A 24,871-nucleotide genomic window follows, 5' to 3' on the forward strand; every position below is an offset into this window, starting at 1 on the left:
AATGAAACTGACTAAACGTTCCGATAAAGTGAGCAAAGATGAAAACCAACTAGGTATTTCTCGTCGTTCTTTTATTCGTAATTCTTCTCTTGCTGCCGCTGGTGGTGTTGCTGGGACAAGCCTTTTTGCGCCTGGTTTTATGCGCAAGGCGGAAGCTTTCCCTGAAGCCGATTACAACGCACCTAAAGTGGTTAAACGTACCATTTGTTCTCACTGTTCTGTAGGTTGTGGCATTTATGCTGAAACGCAAGATGGTGTATGGACCCATCAGGAACCCGCTTTCGATCATCCTTTTAACGCTGGTGGACATTGTGCAAAAGGGGCGGCATTACGTGAACATGGCCATGGTGCTAAACGCGTAAAATACCCAATGAAGCTGGTTAATGGTAAATGGAAAAAACTAAGCTGGGAGCAAGCATTAGATGAAGTTAGCCAGCAGGTACTTAAAATTCGTCAAGAATCTGGCCCTGATTCAGTTTACTTTTTAGGTTCAGCGAAACACAACAACGAACAAGCGTATTTGTTCCGTAAAATGGTGTCGCTGTGGGGATCAAATAACGTCGATCACCAAGCACGTATTTGTCACTCAACCACGGTTGCAGGTGTTGCAAATACGTGGGGCTACGGCGCAATGACCAACTCACTGAACGACATGCATAACTGTAAGTCGATTCTGTTTATTGGTTCTAACCCAGCCGAAGCTCATCCAGTAGCAATGCAGCATATTCTGATCGCTAAAGAAACTAACAGTTGTAAGATTGTGGTGGTTGATCCACGTCGTACACGTACAGCGGCAAAAGCTGATCACTATGTTTCTTTACGTCCTGGTACTGATGTTGCTTTTGTTTGGGGTGTGCTATATCACATCTTCAATAATGGTTGGGAAGACAAAGAATTTATTCGTCAACGTGTTTATGGCATGGAAGAAGTGCGTGAACAAGTGGCGAAGTGGAACCCGAAAGAAGTTGAACGCGTAACGGGTGTGCCTGAAGATCAAGTTTATCAAACGGCAAAAATGCTGTCTGAAAACCGTCCTGGCTGTGTTGTTTGGTGTATGGGTGGTACTCAACATACAACAGGTAATAACAACACTCGTGCTTACTGTATTCTTGAATTAGCCCTTGGCAACATGGGTAAATCAGGTGGTGGCGCAAACATTTTCCGTGGCCATGATAACGTTCAGGGTGCAACTGACTTTGGCGTGTTATCTGATAACTTACCGGGCTATTACGGTTTATCTGAAGGTGCTTGGAAGCATTGGGCTGAAGTATGGGATATTGATTATTCATGGCTACAAGGCCGTTTTGATCAAAATACCTATAACGGTAAAAAGCCAATGAACAACGCAGGTATTCCTGTTTCTCGTTGGATCGATGGTGTTTTAGAAAACAAAGATAATATTGAACAACGCGATAATATTCGTGCGATGTTCTATTGGGGTCATGCTGTTAACTCACAGACGCGTGGTCCTGAAATGAAAACCGCGATGGGCAAGCTGGATATGATGGTGATCGTCGATCCATACCCGGGCGTTGCTGCAGTAATGAATGGCCGTACAGATAACGTTTATCTTTTCCCTGCAACTACGCAGTTTGAAACTTACGGTTCAGTAACGGCAACTAACCGTTCGATTCAGTGGCGTGATCAGGTAATTGAACCGTTGTTTGATGCTAAACCCGATCATGAAATCATGTACTTATTGACTAAGCGTTTGGGTTTCTCTGATCAATTATTCAAACACATTAAGGTTGAGAATAATAAGCCAAACATTGAAGATATTACTCGTGAATACAACAAGGGTATGTGGACAATTGGTTATACAGGTCAAAGCCCTGAGCGTTTGAAAGAGCATCAGAAAAACTGGGGTACGTTTGATTTTACGACGCTTGAAGCGGTTGGCGGACCAGCTAATGGTGAAACCTATGGTTTACCGTGGCCATGTTGGGGGACGCCAGAAATGAAGCACCCAGGCACACACATTCTTTATGATACCTCGAAAACAGTCGCAGAAGGTGGTGGTAATTTCCGTGCCCGTTTCGGTGTTGAGCGTAATGGTGTGAGCTTGTTGGCGGATGATAGTTATTCATTAGGCTGTGAGCTTGAAGATGGTTATCCAGAATTTACCGCGAAGATGCTAAAGCAACTGGGATGGTGGGATGATCTAACTGCAACTGAAAAAGTGGCAGCTGAAGGTAAAAACTGGAAGACAGACCTGTCTGGTGGTATTCAGCGTGTTGCGATTAAACACGGTTGTATTCCATTTGGTAACGCGAAAGCCCGTACTGTTGTATGGACCTTCCCTGATGCAGTACCTATTCACCGTGAGCCATTGTATACACCGCGTCGTGACTTATTACCTGAGTACCAAACATGGGACGACAGCAAAGCGATGTTCCGTTTGCCAACACTTTATAAGTCTATTCAAGAGAAAGATGTATCTAAAGAATACCCAATTATTCTAACGTCTGGCCGCCTTGTTGAATATGAAGGTGGTGGTGAAGAAACACGTTCAAACCCGTGGCTTGCTGAGCTTCAAAAAGAAATGTTTGTTGAAATCAACCTCAAAGATGCCAACGATAGTGGTATTAAAGATGGTGAGATGGTGTGGGTTGAAGGTGCAGAAAAAGGCCGAATTAAAGTGAAGGCGATGGTAACACCACGTGTTCGTGAAGGTCTGGCTTTCTTACCGTTCCACTTTGGTGGTGAATTTGAGGGTGTGAGTCTACGTGAGCATTACCCTGAAGGTTGTGCACCTTATGTTTCAGGTGAAGCGGCTAATACGGCAACAACGTATGGTTATGATCCTGTTACCCAAATGCAAGAAACCAAAGTTACTTTGTGTAAAATCACTAAAGCGTAAGGAGTCACCTGATGGCACGTATGAAATTTCTTTGTGACTCTAAGCGTTGTATTGAGTGCAATGGTTGTGTAACAGCTTGTAAAAATGCCAACTCAGAAGCGGTTGGTTGGGGTATTCAACGCCGTCGTGTTGTAACCTTAAACGACGGTCTTCCGGGAGAGACATCAATCTCTGTTGCTTGTATGCACTGTAGTGATGCGCCTTGTATGGCGGTATGTCCTGCTGATTGCTTTAGCCAAACAGAAGACGGCATTGTGCAGCACGATAAAGATTTATGTATCGGCTGTGGTTATTGCTTATTTGCTTGTCCATTTGGTGCGCCACAATTTCCTAAGCAAGATGCTTTTGCTGAGCGTGGCAAAATGGATAAGTGCACTTATTGTTCTGGTGGTCCAAATACTGAACCTGGTTCTGAAAAAGAACGTTTGCTTTATGGTGCAAACCGTATTGCGGAAGGTAAGTTACCAATGTGTGCTTCAATGTGTTCGACTAAATCATTACTTGCTGGTGATGCTGAAAAAATCTCTGAAATTTTCAGTAAGCGTGTTGTGGCTCGTGGTGCAAAAGATGCGGGTTGGGCAAGCACTGATGATTTAGCTTACGACGCAAGTAAAGTACGTAAAGCTTAATCATATTTAAATGGATTTAATGAGGAATGTTAAGTCCATTTATCGACGCGTGTAATAGTTAGGCACACCGTTGTGATAGGTGTGCCAATTAATCTACTTTTTAAAGTGGATAGGAGCTTTAATGACTAAGCGAATTCAACGCTGGTTAACTATCATAGTTACCGCTTTAATGATGGTGTTTTCAGTATCCACGATGGCAAGTGATAGTGATACAACAACCGCTGGTGAAGCCGTAGTTAAAAAAGAAGTGATCGGCTTTGCTGGGGCTGATTACTGGCGCATGGTAAAAGATGGCGAGAAAGGTTACACCACATCTGGTTGGCCTGAGCATGATGTTTTAATCAGTGTGCCAGGACAAACGTGGTATATCCTTAAAGAAAAGTGGATGTCACCATTAGGTGCTTTAGCGATTTTTGGTAGTCTGGTGATGGTAACGCTAGCTTATGTGGTTATTGGACCACTAAAGCTAAGTAAGCCTAAAACGGGCCGTAAAATCAAACGCTGGAGCCGTATTGATCGTGCATTGCACTGGAGCATGGCATTCACTTTCCTTACATTAGGATTCAGTGGCTTAACGTTAGTTTATGGTAAACATTTTATTAAGCCTATTGTGCCTACTGAAATTTGGGGATGGGTTATTCTTGCTGCTAAGCAATACCATAACTACATGGGACCTATTTTTGCGATCCTATTACTTGCTGTCTTGGTTAAATGGTGGCGTAAAAGTACCTTTAACAAAGTCGATCTTGAGTGGTTTAAAAAGATGGGCGGCATGGTGGGTAAACATAAAGGATCACATCCATCAGCGGGTTTCTCTAACGGTGGTGAGAAAGTTATCTTTTGGCTATTGATCGTATTTGGTTTCTCGATTGCGGCCAGTGGTTTTGTGTTAGATTTCCCTATTTTTGATCAAACCCGTCGTGATATGGAGCTATCAAATTTACTGCATATGTTATCGGCACTGATTTTGATCTGTGGTTTTATATTCCATATTTATATTGGTTTATTTGGCATGGAAGCGGGTTTAGATGGCATGGTGACTGGCGATGTTGATGAAACATGGGCACGTGAGCACCATAATTTGTGGTTTGATGAAGTAAAAGATTTACCTGAAAACCAACCGGGTTATGAACCAGAAAAACAGGATGCAGGAAAATCAAAACCATCGCTAGATAGTTAACGATTAAGCATCAAAATGAAGGCCGATACAGTCAACTGTATCGGCTTTTTTTATGAGCATAATTTAGGATTCGTGGCAATACATGAACTCTCAGACTAACGTCTAATAAAAAACACCGTTAATCCATATAAAATCAGTGGTATAAATATAATATAAAGATTAACCATTATTATCACCATAGGGATGTTGCTATGTTATTTCCTTACAAAAATATTGTCGTATTAACGGGGGCGGGTATCTCTGCTGAATCAGGGATACGTACCTTTCGTGCAGCAGATGGATTGTGGGAAGAACATCGAGTTGAAGATGTTGCGACTCCTGAAGGCTATCAGCGCGATCCAGAGTTAGTACAAGCGTTTTATAATGCTCGTCGAGCGCAGATAGAGAATGGATCTGTTGCTCCTAATGCTGCTCATTATGCATTAGCAAAGCTAGAAGCTGAATTAGACGGCACAGTAATGATTGTGACACAAAATATCGATAATCTTCATGAGCGGGCAGGTAGTCATAATGTGATCCATATGCATGGTGAGCTATTAAAAGCACGTTGTTGTGAGTCAGGTCAAACAGTGGAATGGCAAGGCGATCTGCATACAAGTGATCATTGTCATTGTTGCCAAATTCCAGCCGCTCTACGACCTGATATTGTATGGTTTGGAGAAATGCCAATTGGTATGGATAAAATCCATGACGCGATTGTGAAGGCTGATTTGTTCATTGCTATCGGCACCTCCGGGAATGTTTATCCGGCAGCTGGTTTTGTCCATGAGGCTGCATTGCAAGGCGCTCATACAGTAGAGCTTAATTTAGAGCCGAGTAATGTTGGCAATGAATTTGAAGAAAAACATTATGGTAAAGCATCTGAGCTAGTACCTAAATTCGTAGACGATATTATCAAGGCGGTTAAGTAGAGCTTAAATGGTATGCTATTTATTCTATATAAAAAGAGAATAATTCTATATGGGATATAAGGTGTTTTTGATAAGAAGCAATAAAATGCCTATTGGCATATTTAAATATTCAATATGTAAAATGCTAATACTATAGTTAACGTAATGATTCAATAACCATAGCATTGCTTGCATATGAAACAGAAACAATATTTATTGTTGGTAATATTATCAATTTTTAGTTCAATGACATTTGCTACATCAATTTCATGGAGTGGTCGTGTATTAAGCGGTGATCCTATTAATATTAGCACTGATGGGAACGTTGTGAATTATGAAGCATGGGGATTACCTCAAGTTGAGTCGCTTAAAATAAGTGATCAGTTTGAAGTTAATCCTATTAGTAAAGAGGTGAGTATTCTGATGGTTAAATTGTAATATTTATTATCATTAAATAGAGCACTTATCTTGTGTATAAAAAAACCGAGCTTTAAAGCTCGGTTTTTTATTTTCTAACGATAATTATTACTCACCAGCTTTTAGCTTTTGGTAATACTCTTCGTATAGTTCACTTGCAGGGCCAACGCTGTTCTGCCATTCACCCGCATCCATCACTGATTGTGGTGGGTAGATGCTTGGATCGTTAACGAAATCAGCAGGCAATAATTTCTTCGCTGCTGCAACGGGTGTTGGGTAACCAATTTGTAGTGCAATTTTAGCTGCAATATCAGGGCGAAGTAAGAAGTTGATCATCTTGTATGCATTATCAACGTGCTTTGCATTAACAGGAATTGCTAGGCTGTCCATCCAGAAGATTGCACCTTCTTTTGGCCATACGATATCAATAGGAGCGCCTTCTTTACGCGCCATGTATGCAGAACCATTCCACAACATACCTAGTGATGTTTCACCCGCCATATAAGGGTTAGCAGGGAAGTCAGAGTTAAATACTAATACGTTAGGCATCAGTTTTTTAAGCTCTTCATAAGCAGCTTTAATTTGCTTAGGATCTTGAGTATTAGCAGAGTAGCCTAGTTTACGTAATGCAATGTGGAACACTTCACGTGCATCATCCATCATCATTAGCTGACCCTGCCATTTAGGATCCCATAAATCAGCCCAGCTAGTGATTTTTGATTTATCGATGACATCAGTATTTACACCGATACCTGTCGCACCCCAAATGTAAGGGATAGAGTAATCATTGTTAGGATCAAAAGGCTTATCTAAATAGTTTTTATCGATACCTGCAAAATTAGGAATTTTTGATTTATCGATCTTCTTAAGCATGCCTTCCTTACTCATTTTAGAAACGTAGTAAGTTGAAGGAACGATTAAATCGTAGCCTTTATCATAAGTTTTTAATTTAGCGTACATGGTCTCATTCGACTCATAAGTCGAATAAATTACTTTAATACCGGTTTCTTTTGTGAACTGTTCTAATACATCATTTGGAATGTATTCAGACCAGTTGTAAAAGTATAATTCATTACTATCTGAATCTGCAGCAGTGGCAATGTTTGAATACATTGACATCGCACAAACTGTACCGGCCATCATTAAAGACCATTTTTTCATCGTTGTTAGCTCCTAACTAAACAGGATATCGAGAGTGTTCTCTAGCGGCTTTAACCGCCTCTCCTAATTTTATGTCGTTTATAAGCACTTAAAAAGAGTGTGCTTTTAAAACAAATATGAATTGGTAAACGTAGCTAGTATAGCAGATAAAATCATACCGCCATCACAAATATGAACACATTGATAAGATATTTATTTACAGAGTATTGATTAATAACAGGTAGTTAACGTTTAGATAATATTGTTATACAAATTAATGTTATGACCAATTAAAACTAAAAACAGAACTCGAATAGTTATGTGAGGTTAGTTGTGTAATAAGTGCGATTGAAGGGGCTGAGGTGCTGACGAACATTAAAAGTTTATATAATGCGATAAAAGCGGGGATAAAAAAATGGCTAACTTAAATAAGTTAGCCATTTAATATCGCTAAAAGCGGTGATGTTATTTCTTTTCTCTTGCAAGTAATTGTGAACAAATTACAAGGAACAATGAAATGATCAGCATGATAGTTGCTAATGCATTAACTTCTGGTGAAATACCGACTTTAACCATCGAGTAAATCTTTAAAGGTAAAATTTCATAACTAGGTCCTGTAACAAAAGAGCTCACAATTACGTCATCAAGTGACAATGTAAAGCTTAATAACCAACCAGCAGCAACAGCAGGCTTAGCTAGCGGTAGGATAATTTGTTTTAGGATTACCCACTCACTCGCACCTAAGTCACGTGCTGCTTCAAGCATTTTTACATCAAAGCCTTTTAAACGACTGTAAACAGTCACTACAACAAACGGTAGACAAAAAGTAATATGTGATAGTAATAACGTTAAGAAACCAAGATTTGCGCCAATTAAGAGGAACAAAGCTAGTAACGAAATTGCCATTACAATATCAGGTGACATCATGACTAAAAATAGCATACCTGATACAAATTTCTTACCTTTGAAGTTATAACGAAATAAGGCAACAGCTGTTAAGCTACCAATTAACGATGCTGCCGTTGCTGAAATAACCGCAATCGTAATTGAGTGTCCGGCAGCTTGCATTAAGCTATCGTTATTAAGCAGATCTTCATACCATTTAGTGGTAAATCCGCCCCATTTCATACCAAACTTACTAGCATTAAATGAGTTAATAATCAGAATGACAATCGGAGCATACAAAAAAGTGTATACCACCGACATAAAGCTGAATTTAAAAAAACGACCCATTATTCAAGCTCCACTTTTTTATTCAGTAATTTTCCTGCTCGATAGTAGGCATATAACATAATTGCCATTGCTAACGTCAGTGCAATACTGGTTGCAGAGCCAAATGGCCAGTCACGAGCGTTGAGTACCTGACTCTTAATCACGTTACCAATTAACAAGTTTTTAGCACCACCAAGTAAATCAGACACATAGAACATGCCTAATGCTGGAAGTAGTACCAATAAACAACCGGCGATAATACCAGGCATTGTTAATGGAAAAATGACTTTAATAAATGTTTGAACTTTATTCGCACCTAAATCACGAGCCGCTTCAATATAGTTATTATCAAGCTTTTCAATCGCGGAGTACAAAGGCAATACCATAAACGGCAATAGTATATAAACTAAGCCGATCATTACTGCGTACTCGGTGTACATAATACGAATGGGCTTATCAATAATATCTAAGTACATTAACGCATTATTCAGAATACCACGCGTACCGAGCATCAGCTTTAAGCCATATGTACGGATTAACGAGTTAGTCCAAAAGGGAACAATGACCATAAATAACATAAATGGTCGCCATCTTTCAGGCATTTTAGCTATGGCATACGCAAAAGGGTAGCCAATCAACAAACACAATAGCGTTGCTGTAATTGCCATATTAAATGAATGCAGAAGTACTTTTGCATACATTGGATCGAAAAGACGTTCATAGTTATCTAGCGTGAACACCATTTTGATCAAGTTTGCATCATCACGGGTTAAAAAACTCGTGCCGATAATCATAAGGTTTGGTACAAATACAAATAGCAGTAACCAACTTACAACAATCGTTATGATGATGTTTTGGAGATTAAACTTCTTGCTCATCTGCTAGCACCACTTCCCAACTTTCAACCCAAGTAATGGCAACTTTTTGATCAAGAGAGTGGTCTACGTCAGGATCATCTTCGTTGAAGAATTCACTAACCATTACCGATTTTCCTGAATCTAGCTGTACCACAGAATCAAGCGTCATACCTTTATAAGTACGCTCTTTAACCTTACCTAAAATACCCGTCGCTTGTTCACCGTTATGAATCTCTTCAATGCGGATATCTTCTGGGCGTAATAGCACTTTCACTTTGTCGCCAACAGCAACATCAAGCTCACAGTGGATTAAAGAGTGACGACCTTCAACATCTGCCATGATACGTTTACTGTCTAAACGTTCTTTAACGATGGCATCAAATACATTGATCTCGCCGATAAAGTGAGCAACAAAGAGGTTCGTCGGTTCTTCGTAAATTTCACGAGGGCTACCATCTTGTTCAACACAACCATCGCGCATAACGATAATTCGGTCAGACATTGATAGTGCTTCTTCTTGATCGTGAGTAACGAAAATAAAAGTAATACCAAGTTTCCGCTGAAGTTGCTTCAGTTCAAGCTGCATCTGTTTACGTAATTTGTAATCAAGTGCAGAAAGTGATTCATCAAGCAAAAGAACTTTTGGTTTATTAACAACTGCACGGGCAATAGCAACACGTTGTTGCTGGCCACCGGACAATTGATGTGGTTTACGAGGGGCAAACTTATCAAGTTGCACCATACGCAATGCTTCCATAACTCGAGGTTCAATTTCACTCGATGGCACTTTTTGCATGCGTAAACCAAACGCGACGTTCTCAAACACTGTCATATGTGGAAACAGTGCATAACTCTGAAACACCGTATTAACGAGACGCTGTTCAGCTGGAATGTCAGTAACATCTTTATTGGCAATAGTAATCTGACCGTTATCGGCAGTTTCAAAGCCAGCAATAAGACGAAGCACTGTGGTTTTGCCACAGCCTGATGGACCTAAAATGGTTAAAAATTCACCATCGTTTACGTCTAGGTCCAAACCTGTAATGATTTGCTTACCGTCAAAGCTTTTGCTAAGACCCTTCAGCTGAATTACAGGTTTCTTAGATGTTTTTGCAACGTTCAATTCTACGTTATCTCCACCTTGGGACTGATTGGTTAAGCCCCAATATTTTGGCTAAAATTAGGGGCGCATAATAGACCTGTAGTCTTTCAATTTAAAGCATTTTCTCACTAAATTTATAGATTAGACGCTGCTTACTTTAATGATAGCACGTCGATCCGTTGCAATATGGTCGCTATTATAAATAATACTGAAAAAATAAATTACGATTAAAGTGATAATCAAAATGTTTTATTTTTAAGCTCAAAATTCTTTTACTTACGTTCAATTATCGTTGGTGACATGTGTAACAAAGTATAAAAAAGCGGTAGATATCGCCTTGCAAGTAATTTATTGTCTGTTTTTCAGGCGGTAACATGGTTTTGAAATAAATTTTTACGTGAATAGTGTTTTTGTACCATGATGAGTGACGTACAATACAAGTACCCAAATAATGATGATATGAGTATGAAAGAGACAACTAAAAAAAGTTTTCACGTTGGCGGTTCAATTGAAAAAGCAATGAAGGGTGATGTTGATCTACAACCGATTGCCGTTCTTCAAGAAGCGTTCAAAATTACAGCAAAGAATTTCACTAAGTTTTTGCCTGCTGTTATTTGTTTATTTATTGCACAAATCGCATTATTGCTATTAAGTTTAAAAGTTCAGTTAGGTAATCCTAATGTGTTTTTTGACGCTTTTATAACTGGGAAGGGGTTTACCGCAGATATTCTAAAAGCAGGCTTTATGGCCAACTTTTGGTCTGATGTTTTGATTGCTCCATTATATGCTGGGGTTAGCTTAATGGCGCTTAATCATTCAGTAGGGCTGCCAACAAAACCAAGTCAAATCGTTAAAGGATTTTCGTTTACACTCGTATCGATTATTACAATGTTATTAATTTCTTCTATTCAGGGGATTGGTAGCAGCATTTTTCCTTTAGTTGGGTTGTTTTTAACAATGGCGCTAAGCATGGCTATCTTGCTTGTGTGTGAGAAGCGCATTACACCGATTAAAGCCATTCAATATTCCTTCATGGCGACAGTGCGTAAAGTAATGCCAATGACTGCAATTTACTTAATCGTAATGATCTTCTTTTTCATGTCTATTGCGACGGCAGGTATTGGATTAATTTGGACATTACCATTTTTCTTTAATGTAAAAGCAATTATCTATCGTAATATGTTTGGTATTACTCTACAGGTCACTTCTGTATCTAATCCAAATGATAGTAATAAGCCAAAATCTGATGATAATGTCAGTGAGCCGCTTAACAATGACACATTTAATGCGTAATACTATTAAGATAGGTACAAAGAGCTCCTTTATATAGGAGCTTTTTTTTAGATCTACAACCTAACGCACTATAACTTTATGTGTTTGTTATTAAAAATAACGCACCTTTTGAATTCATCAATAATACTTAATTTCAAATAAATCATGCTGTTTAATTAAATATTCATTTAAAAATGGGGACTCATTTTACAAAAAAAAAGCCTTAATGATGATGTATCTCAATGTCATTTGTTTTCTATATAATCATAATGTAGCCAATAATAGATAAGGGCAGTATAAGCTGTCAGCTCAAGCAAGAAAGGCGACTTTATGGATAAGTTAATAGAACGTTTTTTACGATATGTAAGTTTTGACACTCAATCTAACGATGCAGTTTCCTCTTGCCCTAGTACAGCTGGGCAACGTGTATTTGCTGAGGCTCTTCAATCAGAAATGGTTGAGTTAGGGCTTAGTGACGTTGCTCTAGATAACAATGGCTACCTTACCGCACGATTACCTGCAAATATGGAAGGTGATATTCCTGCAATTGGTTTTATTGCTCATATGGATACCGCACCTGATGCTTCAGGTAAAAATGTTCGCCCACAGCTTGTTGAGAGCTACCGTGGTGGCGATATTGCATTAGGAATAGGGGATGAAATCCTTTCTCCATTTCAATACCCAGATCTTAATAAGTTACACGGTCACAATATAATTACGACAGATGGTACAACGCTGCTTGGTGCTGATAATAAGGCGGGGGTTGCTGAGATCATGACAGCTATCGCTTATCTTATTGCCAATCCTAAAATTAAGCATGGCGATATTTGTATTGGTTTTACACCGGATGAAGAAATCGGTCGTGGCGCAAACTTATTTGATGTTGAAAAGTTTGGTGCACAGTGGGCTTATACTATCGATGGAGGCCCAATTGGTGAGTTGGAATATGAAAATTTCAATGCAACTTCTGCAGATGTTATTTGTCATGGTGTCAACGTTCATCCAGGCACTGCAAAAAATAAAATGGTTAATTCCATGAACATTGCAGCACAATTTCAATTAATGATGCCTGCTGATGAAACGCCTGAATGCACTGATGGCTATCAAGGTTTTTACCACCTTAAATCAATGGAAGCATCTGTTGCTCGTACTGAATTGGGTTATATCATTCGTGATTTTGATCGTGATGGTCAAGAGAAGCGTAAAGCCTTCATACAACAAAAAGTAGACGAGCTGAACAGCAAGTTGACACAGGGCCGAGTAGAACTGATCTTAACGGACTCTTACTATAATATGCGTGAAATGGTGGAACCTTTCCCACATATCATTGATATTGCTCAGCAAGCGATGCTTGATTGTGATGTTAAGCCGGAAATAAAACCTATTCGTGGTGGCACTGATGGTGCTCGACTATCATTTATGGGTTTACCTTGTCCTAATATCTTTACTGGCGGTTATAATTTCCACGGTATTCATGAATTTATCACTGTTGAAGGTATGGAACTTGCAGTTAAAGTTATTGTAAAAGTTGCTGAGAATACAGCGAATCGATACGCTTAATTCTGCTAATTAATAGATAAAAGAAAAGCCACTATCATCAATGCTGATAGTGGCTTTTTTATGAAACATTAATAATTTCTAGTGTGTAATTTAAGCGTGATCGTTGCTTAACATTTCATTTAAACGCTTCAAAATCGCATGAACAGCATGACCTTTAGTGATTTCTCCACCTTTTTCAACTTCAATTTCATGTCGACTGTGAAGGCCTGTTTCATCTTCAGCAATGTGTAACCAATCAGGATGCCAGTAGAATGATTGGCCGCCATCTGTGATCCAGTTATGCACACCACAATTTTCGCCATGGTAATTGAGATCTGCTGCTTTATAAGTCATTCTTAAATCCTTAAAGGGTAATTGTTATTTTTATTGTTAATGAGTATAAAAAACAATACTGATTAAACCGTGATCTAATCGAGATTATTTTGATAAATACTACAACTAAATAAAATAATTACTGTTTTCATTGTTTGTCGTTCATAAAAAACAATCACTAATTATTTAAGTAACGTTGCACTAAATGTTTTCTAAAATGCTCTGGGTTAAGTGTTTCGCCAGTTGCTTGCTCCACCAGTTCATCGGTTGATAATGTTGATCCTTTGCTCCAAATATTGTCATGCAACCACTCAAATATTGGCGTTAGATTGCGTTGAGTGACAAGCTGTTCAACATCCATTTTTTTATTAATGGTCGCCATAAATTGTGCTGCGTACATTGCACCTAGGGTATAACTTGGAAAATAGCCAAAACTACCGTCAGTCCAATGAATATCTTGCATACAACCATTAGTGAAGTTACCTTGCGTTGAAATACCAAGATATTGGGTCATTTTTTGGTCCCAAATCGTTGGAATATCATCCACTTCAATTTTACCTTCAATTAAGTCACGTTCAATTTCATAACGTAAGATAACATGTGCAGGGTAAGTCACTTCATCTGCATCAACGCGAATAAATCCTGGTTTAACGCGTGTATTAATCAAACGAAGGTTCTCAGCCGATAATGATGCTGTTGTTGAATTAAATGATTTTTGCACCATTGGCGCTAATAAACTGCTAAATGCAGGACTACGCGCTAATTGCATTTCACAAAATAAACTTTGTGATTCATGAATGCCCATTGAACGTGCTTCACCGACAGGAAGATCACGCCATTGTTGTGGTAAGCCTTGCTCATAACGTGCATGGCCGGTTTCATGAATGACCCCCATCAATGCAGAAGTGAAATCATTTTCATCATAGCGGGTTGTAATACGAACATCCGTTGGTACGCCACCACAAAATGGGTGAGTACTGATATCTAGTCGTCCGTGGTCAAAATCAAATTCCAGTAAAGCCATTGCATCAAGGCTTAGTGCTTGTTGTTTGTCGATAGCAAATGGAGTCGTTAGAGGTAATATTTCTTCTGTTGCCTGTTTAGCTTCGACTTGTTGAATTAGTTGAGGTAACCATGATTTTACTTCAGCAAAAATACCGTCGAGTACTGCAGATGTCATTCCTGGCTCATAAATATCCAGTAAAGCATCATAACGGCTTAAGCCTGTTGCTTGTGAGCGAATAGCGGCTTCTTGGCGAGCTAATTCAACCACAGGCTTTAAGTTAGCTTTAAAGCCATCCCAATCGTTTTCTGTACGTTGTGAACGCCAAGCATGTTCGCATTGAGAACCGGCAAGTGATTGCTGTTCGACAAGATCGGCGGGTAAAATATTATGCATCATCCAATGACGTTTAAGGGCAGCAAGGCTGACACGTTGTTCTGCGGTAAGATGTTCTTTTTCTGCTTCTGCAAACCAATTTTCTAAATAAGGAGCGGTGGCCAATTCATGTGACATAACAGCAAGCTCAGCCATTGCTTCTGAACGCGCTTGTGCACCACCATTAGGCATCATTGCAGCCTGATCCCAACCACAAATAGCACTAAGATGCCCAAGTCGAGATAGCTTTTTAGCATGACGTTCTAATTTATTGTAATTATTCATACTTGTTCCTAATTGATAAACAGCAATAGAATAAATTTAACCTAACCTATAACTATTTAATAGAGATTCTCTGTTAGTGCAGTAATAAAAATGCGAACACAGCAGTATTTATTAATTTAAAATCAAATAAGCAGTAGTTAATTGCTCGTAATGATTTATATTTAAAGCAATTAACGTTATAAATGTAATCAGTGATAGGAATTCGTAAGACAATGTTACCAAGACCTGTTTTATTATATTTTTTCGATATACTGGCAGCCAATCTCAATACCTATTAGGTTTCTGCAAGTCCTTAATAGCTATGTAGATTGATTTTATCGTTTTTTAAAGGAATTTTGCCTAACATGGAAAAGACTACTCGTTTTTTGTCTCTTGTCGGTGCTACTGCGCTTTACTCTTTATCATCTTCAGCATTTGCTGCAATGCCAACAGTCGTACCTGATGCACCAACATTAAGTGCCAAAGGCTATGTATTGATGGATTACAATACAGGTAAGGTCTTAGTAGAGAAGGATGCAAACGAAAAGTTAAACCCAGCGAGCTTGACGAAATTAATGACAAGCTATGTTGCCGGTCAAGAAATGAAGCAAGGTAATATCAATGAGAAAGATCTTGTTGTTATTAGCCGTAATGCTTGGGCGAAAAATTTTCCTGATTCATCCAAAATGTTTATTGAAGTGGGTAGCGAAGTTCCACTAATGGATCTCTTTCGTGGCTTGATTATTCAATCAGGTAATGATGCAAGTGTGGCAATTGCAGAACACGTAGCGGGATCTGAGCAATCATTTGTAAGTTTAATGAACTCATGGGCAAAAAAATTAGGAATGAATAACTCTAATTTTGCTAACCCACATGGCTTAGACAATGACGATTTATATACCACACCTTATGATATTGCCTTGTTAGGCCAGGCGCTTATCCGTGATTTACCAAGTATTTACCCACTGTATAGTGAGAAATCATTCACCTATAACAATATTACCCAACGTAACCGTAATGGCTTGCTTTATGATCCAAGTATGAACGTTGATGGTATGAAGACAGGTTACACCAGTGGTGCAGGTTATAGCTTAACCAGTTCAGCCACTGAAGGTGACATGCGTTTAATTGCGGTTGTTATGGGAACTAAAAGTACTAAAACGCGTGAGATTGAAAGTAAACAACTCTTGAACTATGGCTTCCGCTTTTTTGAAACAGTAACGCCTCATAAAGCGGGTGATGAGATCATTACTGAACATGTATGGTTTGGTAATAAAGATCAAGTGAAGCTAGGTGTTGATAAAACAAGTTATGTGACATTGTCACGTAACGATACAAAAAAGTTAACTGCTAGTGTTGAGTTAAACAGTGAACTTGAGGCTCCAATTGCGAAAGGGCAACAAGTGGGTGAGATTATTTACTCTGTAAATGATAAACAAGTCGGCACACAACCACTTGTGTCTTTAGAAGCGGTTGATGAAGGCAGTTTCTTTAGTCGTTTAATTGACCAAGTGAAAAAGTTTGTAATGGGATTTTTTAAGTAATCCTTCAATCATTTTGATTAAACAAGCTCAGCCATTATGTGCTGGGCTTTTTTATTGTGGATAGCTATTTCCAGTCAACAATAAAATACGTATAATTCATGCCCTATAAATTCTTATCCCGCAATTCTACTATCGATGTTGTCGGTAGTTCGAGAAGTAGTAATGAATCAGACAGATAACCGTAAAGAAACACTTGAATATAATAAACTGCAAAAACGTCTTCGCCGCAATATGGGTAACGCCATTATTGATTACAACATGATCGAAGAAGGTGATGTGGTAATGGCATGTATTAGTGGTGGCAAAGATTCATTTGCGATGCTGGATATTCTGCTTAATTTACAAAAAGCAGCGCCAATTAAGTTTGACGTTGTCGCGGTTAACCTTGATCAAAAGCAACCAGGCTTTCCTGAGCACATTTTGCCAGAGTATTTCCAAAGCCTAAATATTCCTTACTATATTGTTGATAAAGATACTTATTCTGTTGTTAAGGAAAAAGTTGAAGAAGGTAAGACGACCTGTGGCTTATGCTCTCGTTTACGCCGTGGTACGCTGTATTCTTTTGCTGAAACAATTGGTGCGACTAAAATTGCACTAGGTCACCATTTAGATGATATCGTAGAAACATTATTCTTAAATATGTTCCATGGTTCACGTCTAAAAGCGATGCCACCTAAATTACGCTCTGATGATGGCCGAAATGTTGTTATTCGTCCATTGACATACTGCCGTGAAAAAGACCTGATCAAATACGCTGAATATAAGCAGTTCCCGATCATTCCTTGTAACCTTTGTGGCTCACAAGAGAACCTACAACGTCAAAGCATTAAAGCAATGTTGATTGATTGGGATAAAAAGACCCCAGGTCGTGTCGATGCGATTTTTAAATCAATTCAAAATATCAGCCCAAGCCAATTAGCAGATAAGAACTTATTTGATTTTGTTAATTTACCATTAGATCGTGAAGGTGAGAGGGCTGAGTATGCTTTCACTGAAGCAAAAGTATCATCAACTAACATCGATGAAAGTATGTTTATTGATGTTACTAACGTTTAAATATAATCACAATTAGTCACAAAACAGCATCGGGTTCTTTATTGAGCCGATGCTGTTTTGCTTTATAGGATATGAAGAATGATAAAACCACGACTAATTATGCTTACTGGTCTGTGTTGTGTAATTGTGGGATGTAGTTCACATCAAGCGCAGCAGATGGGTATACAGGGAAGCAGTGTTAATAGCTATGCACGACAAATGTCTAACAGTCAGCTTTGTGAAACATATCTAGGTAAACGAGCGACAAATCAAACGCGTGTGTCAATCGCTGCGGAGTGGAAACACCGTAAATTGAGTCGAGCTTACTGTTCGAAACAAGAAAATGAATGGTATTTAACGAAGTTTGCTAAATGGCTTGCCAATGAAAAAGAAGCCGAACCTAAATAATATAAACGCCTCTGTTGAGGCGTTTATTGGTATATGTATATCAAACGAAAAAATTATTCGTCGATAGAATTAGGTGCTAATGGACTAATATAACCATCCGGTTTTAAAGCCAATAAGTCACAATTTAGACTATCAATTGTATTTTCTGCCGTATTACCAATAAAGACCGCAGATAAACCAGTGCGTCCAGTCGTACCAAGAATAACAAGCTCTGCTTTAATCTCATCGGCAATTTGTGGAATAACATCCTCAGCTAAACCTTCAACTACATAGGTTTGTTCTTCATCTATGGCATACTTTTGACGTAATGCTTTCATTGTCATTAAGTGGTGACCACGTACTGCATCTGTGTATGATGCTGGATCAAACTCTGGTAGTTCAATCGTGATATTGACAGGCGTTGCAGGGTAGGCGTTAACCAAGTTCACGTTTGCATGTGTGATTGATGAGAAGGCGATAGCTTCTTTTACAATCTTATCGTTAAGATCGTCATGAGTTTCATCTTCAGCAGATAAATTAACACAAGCAAGAACGTTACCATTTGCTGGCCAGTTTTCACCTTTTACTAATAAAACAGGAACAGGGCATTTACGTAATAGATGCCAGTCTGTTGGTGTAAAGATAACTGATCCTAATTTTGCATGTTCATGTGTGGCTTTTATTAATAAATCAATATCTTGACTGAACACATCGGCAATAATGGACTCGTAAGGACGGTTATGCCATACGACTTTAATCTCAATGTTAAGACCAAGCTCAGCGTGTGGCTGTATGATTTCTTTTAGCCATTCTTCGCGCTGCATAACGACACCACGACGCATTGCGTCACGTTCGTCAGAAGAAAGCATTGATGTCATTTCATACGAAAAATCATAAATAGCAAGGAAAACAATAATTTTCACATCATCACAAGTCTTCGCTAAATGAATAGCACGAGATATTGCTGGTTGTTGCTCACGTTCAGGATCAGCGACAACAAGTATGTTTTTATATTTTTGCATAATAATGTCTCCCTACGGCAGAATCTTTTTTCTGAATAAGCAAGAACAAAGAAACACATTTACCGTTGTATTTATCAGATACACTTTCAAATCAAGTGATTAAAAAATTAACATAATATTTACTGTACTCTAAACTCACCAAAATGGGGAGTAGTTTGAGCAATAAAATGCAAAAATGGGATAAATGAACAGTTATATGTAGTAGTGATAGATATAAAAACAGGCGCTAAAATAGCACCTGCTTATAAATAGATTAGATAGGGTATTATAAGGTTATAAATTGTTATTCTTACTCACACCAGCAAGCTTGGCTAGTTCATCATGATCTAAGATTGTAATGTATTTACCTTTAACACTTAACATTTCAGACTTTTGGAAACGTCCCAATAAACGACTAATTGTTTCAACCGTTAAGCCAAGGTAATTACCAATGTCACCACGTGTCATTGTTAAACGAAATTCACGAGGAGAGAAGCCTCGTTGAGAAAAACGCAGTGATAAGTTGTAAAGAAATGCAGCTAAACGCTCTTCCGCATTTTTCTTAGACAGCAATAAAATCATTTCTTGATCGCCTTTAATTTCACTGCTCATCAAGCGCATGATTTGTTGGCGAAGTTTTGGCATTTTACCTGCCAAATCATCAAGAATTTCAAACGGTATTTCACAGACCATTGATGTTTCAAGTGATTGCGCAAAGCTAGGGTGCTGCATTTCATTAATGGCATCAAATCCAACCAAGTCACCCGCTAAATGGAATGCTGTGATCTGCTCATCACCTTGCTCTGTAATAGTATAACTTTTGATAGTACCAGAACGAATGGCATATAATGATTTCAGCTCATCACCCGCTTTAAAGAGCTCTTGACCTTTCTGGATTGGCTTTTTACGTTCGATTATTTGATCCAGTTGATCTAACTCTGATTCATTCAACGTGAATGGAATACATAGCTGGCTAATACTGCAATCTTGACAGTGAATAGCACATCCACCTGATTGGATACGTTTTGTGGTAAATTTGTCTGAAATCATATGCCTATCTAACCAATTTGATGTAGGTCAATATTTTAACATATTATGAAGCAATATTACGAGTGTTAAAAACCTTACCATATTTGATTGATTGCAATGTAACCAGTATGAATACCGTAAATGATGATAAATAATCCATTTATACGTTTGAAATAACTGTTGTTCAATAATGATTTGAATTTGTCAGCAATAGATCCAAGAGCAAGCATTGCAGGTAAAGTACCTAAGCCAAAAGCAAGCATAATAATCATACCATCAATAGCACTACCAGAGACTGCCGCCCACGTTAATGTTGAGTACACTAATCCGCAAGGCAACCATCCCCAAAGGAAACCAAAAGGGATCGCTTTTAGCGGTGATGTTAATGGTAGAAAGTGTTTTGTTAGCGGTAAAATGAAACGCCAAATAACATGTCCTATACGCTCAATATGCGTCAAACCTGACCACCATTTACCAATATACAACCCCAATATAATCATCATGATAGAAGCTAATATTCGCAGTGAAATCAATATATTAGTTGACCCACTTAAGGCAGAAACTTCAACCACGACCTGACTAACAATCAAGCCAGCGATCATGTAAGAACTGATACGACCAAGGTTGTAATAAAGTAAATATATCCAATGGTGCTGGGGCTTGTTTGGCATCCCGATGGTTACCGCCGCAGCAATACCGCCACACATACTAATACAATGACCAGCTCCAGTTAAACCTATGAGTAATGCAGCAACAAAGTTAAGTTCGGTCATTACTAGAATCAGATATTGTAGTAGTGTTTTTTATTGATGTTTTAGGACAATGTTGAGGCTTTTCGACATCGTCATCAAACAGAATATTGTGCCCTTGGCGCTCTAAATCCTCAAATTGATTATTGTGTACAGCCCATAAAAAAACCATGATTGTAAGGCAAATAAAAATGAGCACTATAGGTATTAATATGTAAAGAATTGCCATTTATCTTAATAACCTTAAAGAATTTGATACAACAATAATCGAACTTGCGGACATACCTATAACAGCAATATAAGGTGCAACAAGCCCAGCGACAGCCAATGGAAGAATAATTAAATTATAGCCTAATGCCCACGCTAAATTTTCTCGAATAATATTACGAGTACGTAAAGCTAATTGACGCGCAGTTATAATAGATAATAAATTATTGCCCAATAGCACCATATCTGCTGATGATTTAGCAATATCAGTCCCACTACTAAGGGCGATAGACAGGTGAGATCCTGCTAAAATAGGGGCGTCATTAATACCATCACCAATCATCAATGAAACATCCGTTGCGGGTATTTTCTTTAAAAAATTCAATTTACTCATCGGGGTCATATTGGCATGTAAATTATCAATATTTACTTGTTTAGCAACACGTTGGGCATGAATAGAATTATCTCCTGTTAACATTGTCACTTTTATTCCTTGTTGCTTGAAGCTATCAATCAGTTGCTTACTATCTTGTCGAAGTGGATCTTCAAGCTTAAATGCCGCAACGATATGGTTTTCGCACGAAAGCCATATTGAATAGGCATCAGAGTATTCAATATCAGTAGGATGACCTAAATAGGGTTGATGATGCCGTACAAATTCATACTTACCAATGCGCCATTGTTGGTTGTTAATTATGCCGCTCAAACCATAACCGACAATATTTTCAACACTGTTAAAAAGAGGCATTTGTGCTTGATAAGGAAGAAAAGGCTTAGTTAATGGGTGATTAGCATAACGTTCTAATTCAGCAGCATAAGTAAGCACATCAGATGTAGAATATTGACCAAAAACGGTTATTGCAACTAATTGAATATTGCCCTCGGTTAGAGTGCCTGTCTTATCGACAATGACATGGTTCACTTTGCACAGAGTTTCAAGAACGTGACCACGTCGAACCAATAACCCTAATCGACCGAGACTTGATGTTGAACAAGTTAAAGCCGTTGGTGTTGCAAGTGACAGTGCGCAAGGACAAGTAGCAACTAACACTGCCAATGTTATCCATAATGCATCTTGTGGGCGATAAACTTGCCAGTATAGCCATGTCATTAAAGCAACAACGAGAATAACGGCCACAAAATAACGAGCAACATTGTCAGCCATTACTGCAATTTTGGGCTTAGAATATAAAGCATGATCTTGTAATCGTATGATACTAGAGATAAAGGTATTTTTACGGTTATGTGTTACTTTTATGGTTATATTGCCATTGCCATTTAGTGTTCCTGCAAAAACATGGGCATTTTTAGATCGTTTAACCGCGATTGATTCTCCCGTCAGCATTGATTCATCGATAGTCGTTGAGCCTTGAATGATAACGCCATCAGCTGGTAAATATTCCCCAGGCAGCACTGTGACAACGTCACTTTCTTTTAATGTTTTAGCAGCTACTTGTTCACCAGATGCGAGAGTGGCCATTGTTGGAATAAGCTTTAATAGGTTAGCACTGATGGCTGTTGCATGACGCCGTGCTCGCATTTCTAAAAAGCGACCAAGAAGTAGGAAAAAAGTGAACATCGAAATTGATTCAAAATACACTTCACCTTGATCGGTAATTGTGGCATATATACTCGCACTATAAGCACAGAGTAAGGCAATGGAAACGGGGACATCCATCCCTAATGTGAACCCTTTAATATTACGCCATGCATTAAGGTAGAAAGGTAATGCTGAATATAATAATACCGGTGTTGTAATAAACAGACTTATCCAACGTAAATAGTGCCTAAAACTATTCTCATGCTTATCGAAAACGTCAAAGTAGAGTGCAATGGCCAACATCATTACTTGCATCGTTGCAATGCCTGCTACGCCTAATTTATAAAGATAATGACGCATCGTTTGTTGGTATTGTTGTTCTTGCTTATCAACTTCAAACGGTGCTGCTTTATAACCGAGTTGATGCATAATCGTGAGTAATTGGCTTAACTTTATCAATGAGTCGTCCCACACTAATAAAGCACGATGAGTTGTAATATTAACTTCAACCGTAATAACACCGCTTTGTTTATATAGTTGTTTTTCGATTAACCATGCACATGCAGCACAGGAAACACCATCGACAGAAAGCAAAATTTCCTTATGGTGTTGTGCATTTTCACTCACAAAATCATCTTGAATATCTTGATGATCATAAAGTAATAATGTCTTTAAATGATTAGGAATTAAGTCAGTTTTTTGAGCGGGTTGGGTTCGATATTCATAATAATTAGTTAAATCATTTTCAACGATCATTGTTGCAACCGCTTTACACCCAGCACAGCATAAATGGCGAGATTCGCCGAGAACTTCAACGCTAAATTCACATTTATCAGGTATTGGTTCACCACAATGATAACAACCTTGAATCATGGGTGGTGTTATACTTGTTGAGGTCATTTATTGCTATACCCATGTAATTAAATAGGAAAAAAATTAGCTCCTTATAAGGTTAGCACTTAATATCACGTATAAAGTATTTTAGTTTCAGAACATATCAGAATAGTAACTAAGGAATAAATAGACATGGCAGCACAAAAATTAACACGAGGACGATTAATTCAAATTATTGTTTTAATGATTATTTTAATCTCTGCTTTTGTTTGGAGAACAGTAACATACCAACCAAAAACACCGAATCAAGCGCAGATAACCACCTGTAATTTGAATGCTGGAAACTGTGTATTTACTATTAATAATAAGCAGGCTACGGTCACATTATTATCAAAAGAACCACAAGCAGATACACCACTTGAACTGCATATTAGTAATATTGATGTAGCTCCAAGCGCAACTGTTAGCGGTATTACTATGAATATGGGTATATTGCCGATTGAATTTACGCAACAAAAGGATGGTTGGCTTGGTAAGTTTACTGTTCCTAATTGTACCCACGATAAGATGACATGGGCTATTGATCTTAAAGTTAATAACGATATTTATTCATCACAATTTACTGTCATTAAATAAATGCAATTCGACGCTATTTTGCGCCGAATACCTTATACAGAGTAAAAGTATTGTCACAATTTTTTACTCTGTATAAATCATTTTCTTTGTCATTCCGCCATCAATAACGAAATTTTGCCCTGTAATAAATCCCGATTGAGTACAAATTAAAAGCTCTATTACCTCAGCAATATCATCAGTATTTCCAACACGCCCACTAATATGTTGTTGATGATCTGATTGGCTTAGGATGTCGTTTGTAGCATTTATCCAACCAGGTGAAACACAATTTACTTTTATTTCTGGACTTAAACTTACCGCTAATGCATGCGTTAAAGAAACAATGCCTCCTTTAGTTGCACTATAAGCCTCGGTATTCGCCTCTGATTGTAATGCCCGTGTTGAAGCAATATTAACAACACTTCCATGTGAGGCCTTTAATAAAGATAAACATTGTTGCGTGACCATTAACGGCGCTGTTAAGTTAACATCAATAATACGCTGCCATTCATCAATGGGTAATAAATCTAATGGTGTGTTATAAGGATTGGCAATCGCGGCATTATTAACAAGGCCATTGAGTTGACCAAATTGTAATGTGATCTCATTAATAATTGTTGTGAGGTCATTTTTATTAGTTACATCCGCAGGCCAAAAACGTATTTTAGGATTATCGGCAACAAGTTGATGACCAGCATCAATATCAATATCGATAGCAATGACGATATTATTTTTATTGGATAAATATTGGCAAATACCTTTACCAATACCTTTTGCACCACCTGTAACCAAGATAACATTTTGAGTAATTGAATGTGACATAACACTCCATGCGTCGATTAACTGTACTATGATAG

Annotated in this window: 23 protein-coding genes; 11 read left to right on the top strand and 12 right to left on the bottom strand. The window is 38.3% G+C overall.

All coding sequences use genetic code 11. From position 1 onward, the window contains the following. Position 1: 1 nt before the first annotated feature. From C9I86_RS05325 to C9I86_RS05345, 5 genes are all read left to right on the top strand, one after another. The gene (locus C9I86_RS05325; RefSeq protein ID WP_107275846.1) at positions 2-2,860 is read left to right on the top strand and encodes a formate dehydrogenase subunit alpha; all 2,859 of its coding nucleotides are present in this window, start codon (positions 2-4) and stop codon (positions 2,858-2,860) included. A gap of 11 nt (positions 2,861-2,871) precedes the next feature. After that, positions 2,872-3,489: a formate dehydrogenase FDH3 subunit beta gene (gene fdh3B / locus C9I86_RS05330; RefSeq protein ID WP_045030423.1), complete on the top strand. Its 618-nt coding sequence runs from the start codon at positions 2,872-2,874 to the stop codon at positions 3,487-3,489. Between the two features lie 169 nt (positions 3,490-3,658). Beyond that, complete coding sequence (locus C9I86_RS05335; protein WP_369925084.1) at positions 3,659-4,669, top strand: formate dehydrogenase subunit gamma; 1,011 nt, start codon at positions 3,659-3,661, stop codon at positions 4,667-4,669. Between the two features lie 158 nt (positions 4,670-4,827). After that, positions 4,828-5,580 (top strand): Sir2 family NAD+-dependent deacetylase, encoded by a 753-nt coding sequence (gene cobB, locus C9I86_RS05340; protein ID WP_255418359.1) that lies wholly within the window; start codon positions 4,828-4,830, stop codon positions 5,578-5,580. A gap of 174 nt (positions 5,581-5,754) precedes the next feature. Next, a complete protein-coding gene (locus C9I86_RS05345; protein ID WP_107275847.1) occupies positions 5,755-5,997 on the top strand; it encodes a hypothetical protein in 243 nt (80 codons plus the stop codon). Between the two features lie 87 nt (positions 5,998-6,084). Here C9I86_RS05345 and potD read toward each other — a convergent pair whose 3' ends face one another. The 4 genes from potD to potA form a co-directional block, all read right to left on the bottom strand. Next, on the bottom strand, positions 6,085-7,137 hold the full coding sequence (gene potD, locus C9I86_RS05350) for a spermidine/putrescine ABC transporter substrate-binding protein PotD (protein ID WP_080157413.1): 1,053 nt from the start codon (positions 7,135-7,137) through the stop codon (positions 6,085-6,087). 444 nt (positions 7,138-7,581) lie between these two features. After that, a complete protein-coding gene (potC, locus tag C9I86_RS05355; RefSeq protein WP_080157415.1) occupies positions 7,582-8,349 on the bottom strand; it encodes a spermidine/putrescine ABC transporter permease PotC in 768 nt (255 codons plus the stop codon). Continuing rightward, positions 8,349-9,206 (bottom strand): spermidine/putrescine ABC transporter permease PotB, encoded by an 858-nt coding sequence (gene potB, locus C9I86_RS05360; RefSeq protein ID WP_080157417.1) that lies wholly within the window; start codon positions 9,204-9,206, stop codon positions 8,349-8,351. The genes potC and potB overlap by 1 nt, the downstream gene beginning before the upstream one ends. After that, positions 9,190-10,308 (bottom strand): spermidine/putrescine ABC transporter ATP-binding protein PotA, encoded by a 1,119-nt coding sequence (potA, locus tag C9I86_RS05365; RefSeq protein WP_080157419.1) that lies wholly within the window; start codon positions 10,306-10,308, stop codon positions 9,190-9,192. Before potA ends, potB begins: the two co-directional genes overlap by 17 nt. Before the next feature lie 444 nt (positions 10,309-10,752). On the opposite strand from potA, the gene C9I86_RS05370 reads away from it, so the two are divergent. Next, the gene (locus C9I86_RS05370) at positions 10,753-11,580 is read left to right on the top strand and encodes a hypothetical protein (protein WP_080157769.1); all 828 of its coding nucleotides are present in this window, start codon (positions 10,753-10,755) and stop codon (positions 11,578-11,580) included. A gap of 309 nt (positions 11,581-11,889) precedes the next feature. Beyond that, on the top strand, positions 11,890-13,119 hold the full coding sequence (gene pepT / locus C9I86_RS05375) for a peptidase T (protein ID WP_080157421.1): 1,230 nt from the start codon (positions 11,890-11,892) through the stop codon (positions 13,117-13,119). Between the two features lie 90 nt (positions 13,120-13,209). Here pepT and C9I86_RS05380 read toward each other — a convergent pair whose 3' ends face one another. Then, entirely contained in the window at positions 13,210-13,452 is a 243-nt protein-coding gene (locus C9I86_RS05380; protein WP_107275848.1) for a hypothetical protein, read from the bottom strand. A 157-nt stretch (positions 13,453-13,609) separates the two neighbouring features. Beyond that, the gene (locus tag C9I86_RS05385; protein ID WP_107275849.1) at positions 13,610-15,094 is read right to left on the bottom strand and encodes a carboxypeptidase M32; all 1,485 of its coding nucleotides are present in this window, start codon (positions 15,092-15,094) and stop codon (positions 13,610-13,612) included. Positions 15,095-15,438: 344 nt separating this feature from the next. Here C9I86_RS05385 and C9I86_RS05390 point away from each other — a divergent pair, with 344 nt between their 5' ends. The 3 genes from C9I86_RS05390 (at position 15,439) to C9I86_RS05400 (ending at position 18,060) form a co-directional block, all read left to right on the top strand. Beyond that, positions 15,439-16,617, top strand: coding sequence for a D-alanyl-D-alanine carboxypeptidase family protein (locus tag C9I86_RS05390; protein WP_107275850.1), 1,179 nt, complete (start codon positions 15,439-15,441; stop codon positions 16,615-16,617). 162 nt (positions 16,618-16,779) lie between these two features. Continuing rightward, on the top strand, positions 16,780-17,673 hold the full coding sequence (gene ttcA, locus C9I86_RS05395; RefSeq protein ID WP_080157429.1) for a tRNA 2-thiocytidine(32) synthetase TtcA: 894 nt from the start codon (positions 16,780-16,782) through the stop codon (positions 17,671-17,673). A gap of 78 nt (positions 17,674-17,751) precedes the next feature. Next, positions 17,752-18,060, top strand: coding sequence for a hypothetical protein (locus C9I86_RS05400; protein WP_080157431.1), 309 nt, complete (start codon positions 17,752-17,754; stop codon positions 18,058-18,060). 53 nt (positions 18,061-18,113) lie between these two features. Here the strand turns inward: C9I86_RS05400 and uspE are convergent, their stop codons facing one another. The 5 genes from uspE to C9I86_RS05425 form a co-directional block, all read right to left on the bottom strand. Beyond that, positions 18,114-19,061: a universal stress protein UspE gene (gene uspE, locus C9I86_RS05405; RefSeq protein ID WP_080157432.1), complete on the bottom strand. Its 948-nt coding sequence runs from the start codon at positions 19,059-19,061 to the stop codon at positions 18,114-18,116. A gap of 273 nt (positions 19,062-19,334) precedes the next feature. Further along, positions 19,335-20,090, bottom strand: a complete 756-nt coding sequence (locus C9I86_RS05410; protein WP_080157434.1) for an FNR family transcription factor — start codon at positions 20,088-20,090, stop codon at positions 19,335-19,337. Between the two features lie 74 nt (positions 20,091-20,164). Further along, positions 20,165-20,842 (bottom strand): sulfite exporter TauE/SafE family protein, encoded by a 678-nt coding sequence (locus tag C9I86_RS05415; protein WP_107275851.1) that lies wholly within the window; start codon positions 20,840-20,842, stop codon positions 20,165-20,167. Further along, the gene (gene ccoS / locus C9I86_RS05420; RefSeq protein WP_080157437.1) at positions 20,829-21,047 is read right to left on the bottom strand and encodes a cbb3-type cytochrome oxidase assembly protein CcoS; all 219 of its coding nucleotides are present in this window, start codon (positions 21,045-21,047) and stop codon (positions 20,829-20,831) included. Before ccoS ends, C9I86_RS05415 begins: the two co-directional genes overlap by 14 nt. Further along, the gene (locus C9I86_RS05425) at positions 21,048-23,438 is read right to left on the bottom strand and encodes a heavy metal translocating P-type ATPase (RefSeq protein ID WP_107275893.1); all 2,391 of its coding nucleotides are present in this window, start codon (positions 23,436-23,438) and stop codon (positions 21,048-21,050) included. 153 nt (positions 23,439-23,591) lie between these two features. On the opposite strand from C9I86_RS05425, the gene C9I86_RS05430 reads away from it, so the two are divergent. After that, positions 23,592-24,035 (top strand): hypothetical protein, encoded by a 444-nt coding sequence (locus C9I86_RS05430; protein ID WP_080157438.1) that lies wholly within the window; start codon positions 23,592-23,594, stop codon positions 24,033-24,035. 63 nt (positions 24,036-24,098) lie between these two features. On the opposite strand, the gene C9I86_RS05435 is transcribed toward C9I86_RS05430, so the two are convergent. Continuing rightward, complete coding sequence (locus C9I86_RS05435) at positions 24,099-24,836, bottom strand: SDR family oxidoreductase (protein ID WP_107275852.1); 738 nt, start codon at positions 24,834-24,836, stop codon at positions 24,099-24,101. Positions 24,837-24,871 lie beyond the last annotated feature (35 nt).

This window comes from Photobacterium sp. NCIMB 13483 (assembly GCF_003025475.1).
Classification (GTDB): domain Bacteria; phylum Pseudomonadota; class Gammaproteobacteria; order Enterobacterales; family Vibrionaceae; genus Photobacterium; species Photobacterium piscicola.

What these genes read in the sequence shown, in the direction of transcription:
- C9I86_RS05345 (WP_107275847.1), top strand. Translation starts at nt 5,755, where the DNA reads ATGAAACAGAAACAATATTTATTGTTGGTAATATTATCAATTTTTAGT.
- C9I86_RS05435 (WP_107275852.1), bottom strand. Translation starts at nt 24,836, where the DNA reads ATGTCACATTCAATTACTCAAAATGTTATCTTGGTTACAGGTGGTGCA.
- C9I86_RS05415 (WP_107275851.1), bottom strand. Translation starts at nt 20,842, where the DNA reads ATGACCGAACTTAACTTTGTTGCTGCATTACTCATAGGTTTAACTGGA.
- C9I86_RS05325 (WP_107275846.1), top strand. Translation starts at nt 2, where the DNA reads ATGAAACTGACTAAACGTTCCGATAAAGTGAGCAAAGATGAAAACCAA.
- potB (WP_080157417.1), bottom strand. Translation starts at nt 9,206, where the DNA reads ATGAGCAAGAAGTTTAATCTCCAAAACATCATCATAACGATTGTTGTA.
- C9I86_RS05380 (WP_107275848.1), bottom strand. Translation starts at nt 13,452, where the DNA reads ATGACTTATAAAGCAGCAGATCTCAATTACCATGGCGAAAATTGTGGT.
- potC (WP_080157415.1), bottom strand. Translation starts at nt 8,349, where the DNA reads ATGGGTCGTTTTTTTAAATTCAGCTTTATGTCGGTGGTATACACTTTT.
- C9I86_RS05390 (WP_107275850.1), top strand. Translation starts at nt 15,439, where the DNA reads ATGGAAAAGACTACTCGTTTTTTGTCTCTTGTCGGTGCTACTGCGCTT.
- potD (WP_080157413.1), bottom strand. Translation starts at nt 7,137, where the DNA reads ATGAAAAAATGGTCTTTAATGATGGCCGGTACAGTTTGTGCGATGTCA.
- uspE (WP_080157432.1), bottom strand. Translation starts at nt 19,061, where the DNA reads ATGCAAAAATATAAAAACATACTTGTTGTCGCTGATCCTGAACGTGAG.
- C9I86_RS05410 (WP_080157434.1), bottom strand. Translation starts at nt 20,090, where the DNA reads ATGATTTCAGACAAATTTACCACAAAACGTATCCAATCAGGTGGATGT.
- fdh3B (WP_045030423.1), top strand. Translation starts at nt 2,872, where the DNA reads ATGGCACGTATGAAATTTCTTTGTGACTCTAAGCGTTGTATTGAGTGC.
- C9I86_RS05425 (WP_107275893.1), bottom strand. Translation starts at nt 23,438, where the DNA reads ATGATTCAAGGTTGTTATCATTGTGGTGAACCAATACCTGATAAATGT.
- C9I86_RS05400 (WP_080157431.1), top strand. Translation starts at nt 17,752, where the DNA reads ATGATAAAACCACGACTAATTATGCTTACTGGTCTGTGTTGTGTAATT.
- C9I86_RS05370 (WP_080157769.1), top strand. Translation starts at nt 10,753, where the DNA reads ATGAAAGAGACAACTAAAAAAAGTTTTCACGTTGGCGGTTCAATTGAA.
- C9I86_RS05430 (WP_080157438.1), top strand. Translation starts at nt 23,592, where the DNA reads ATGGCAGCACAAAAATTAACACGAGGACGATTAATTCAAATTATTGTT.
- C9I86_RS05335 (WP_369925084.1), top strand. Translation starts at nt 3,659, where the DNA reads ATGATGGTGTTTTCAGTATCCACGATGGCAAGTGATAGTGATACAACA.
- ttcA (WP_080157429.1), top strand. Translation starts at nt 16,780, where the DNA reads ATGAATCAGACAGATAACCGTAAAGAAACACTTGAATATAATAAACTG.
- pepT (WP_080157421.1), top strand. Translation starts at nt 11,890, where the DNA reads ATGGATAAGTTAATAGAACGTTTTTTACGATATGTAAGTTTTGACACT.
- ccoS (WP_080157437.1), bottom strand. Translation starts at nt 21,047, where the DNA reads ATGGCAATTCTTTACATATTAATACCTATAGTGCTCATTTTTATTTGC.
- C9I86_RS05385 (WP_107275849.1), bottom strand. Translation starts at nt 15,094, where the DNA reads ATGAATAATTACAATAAATTAGAACGTCATGCTAAAAAGCTATCTCGA.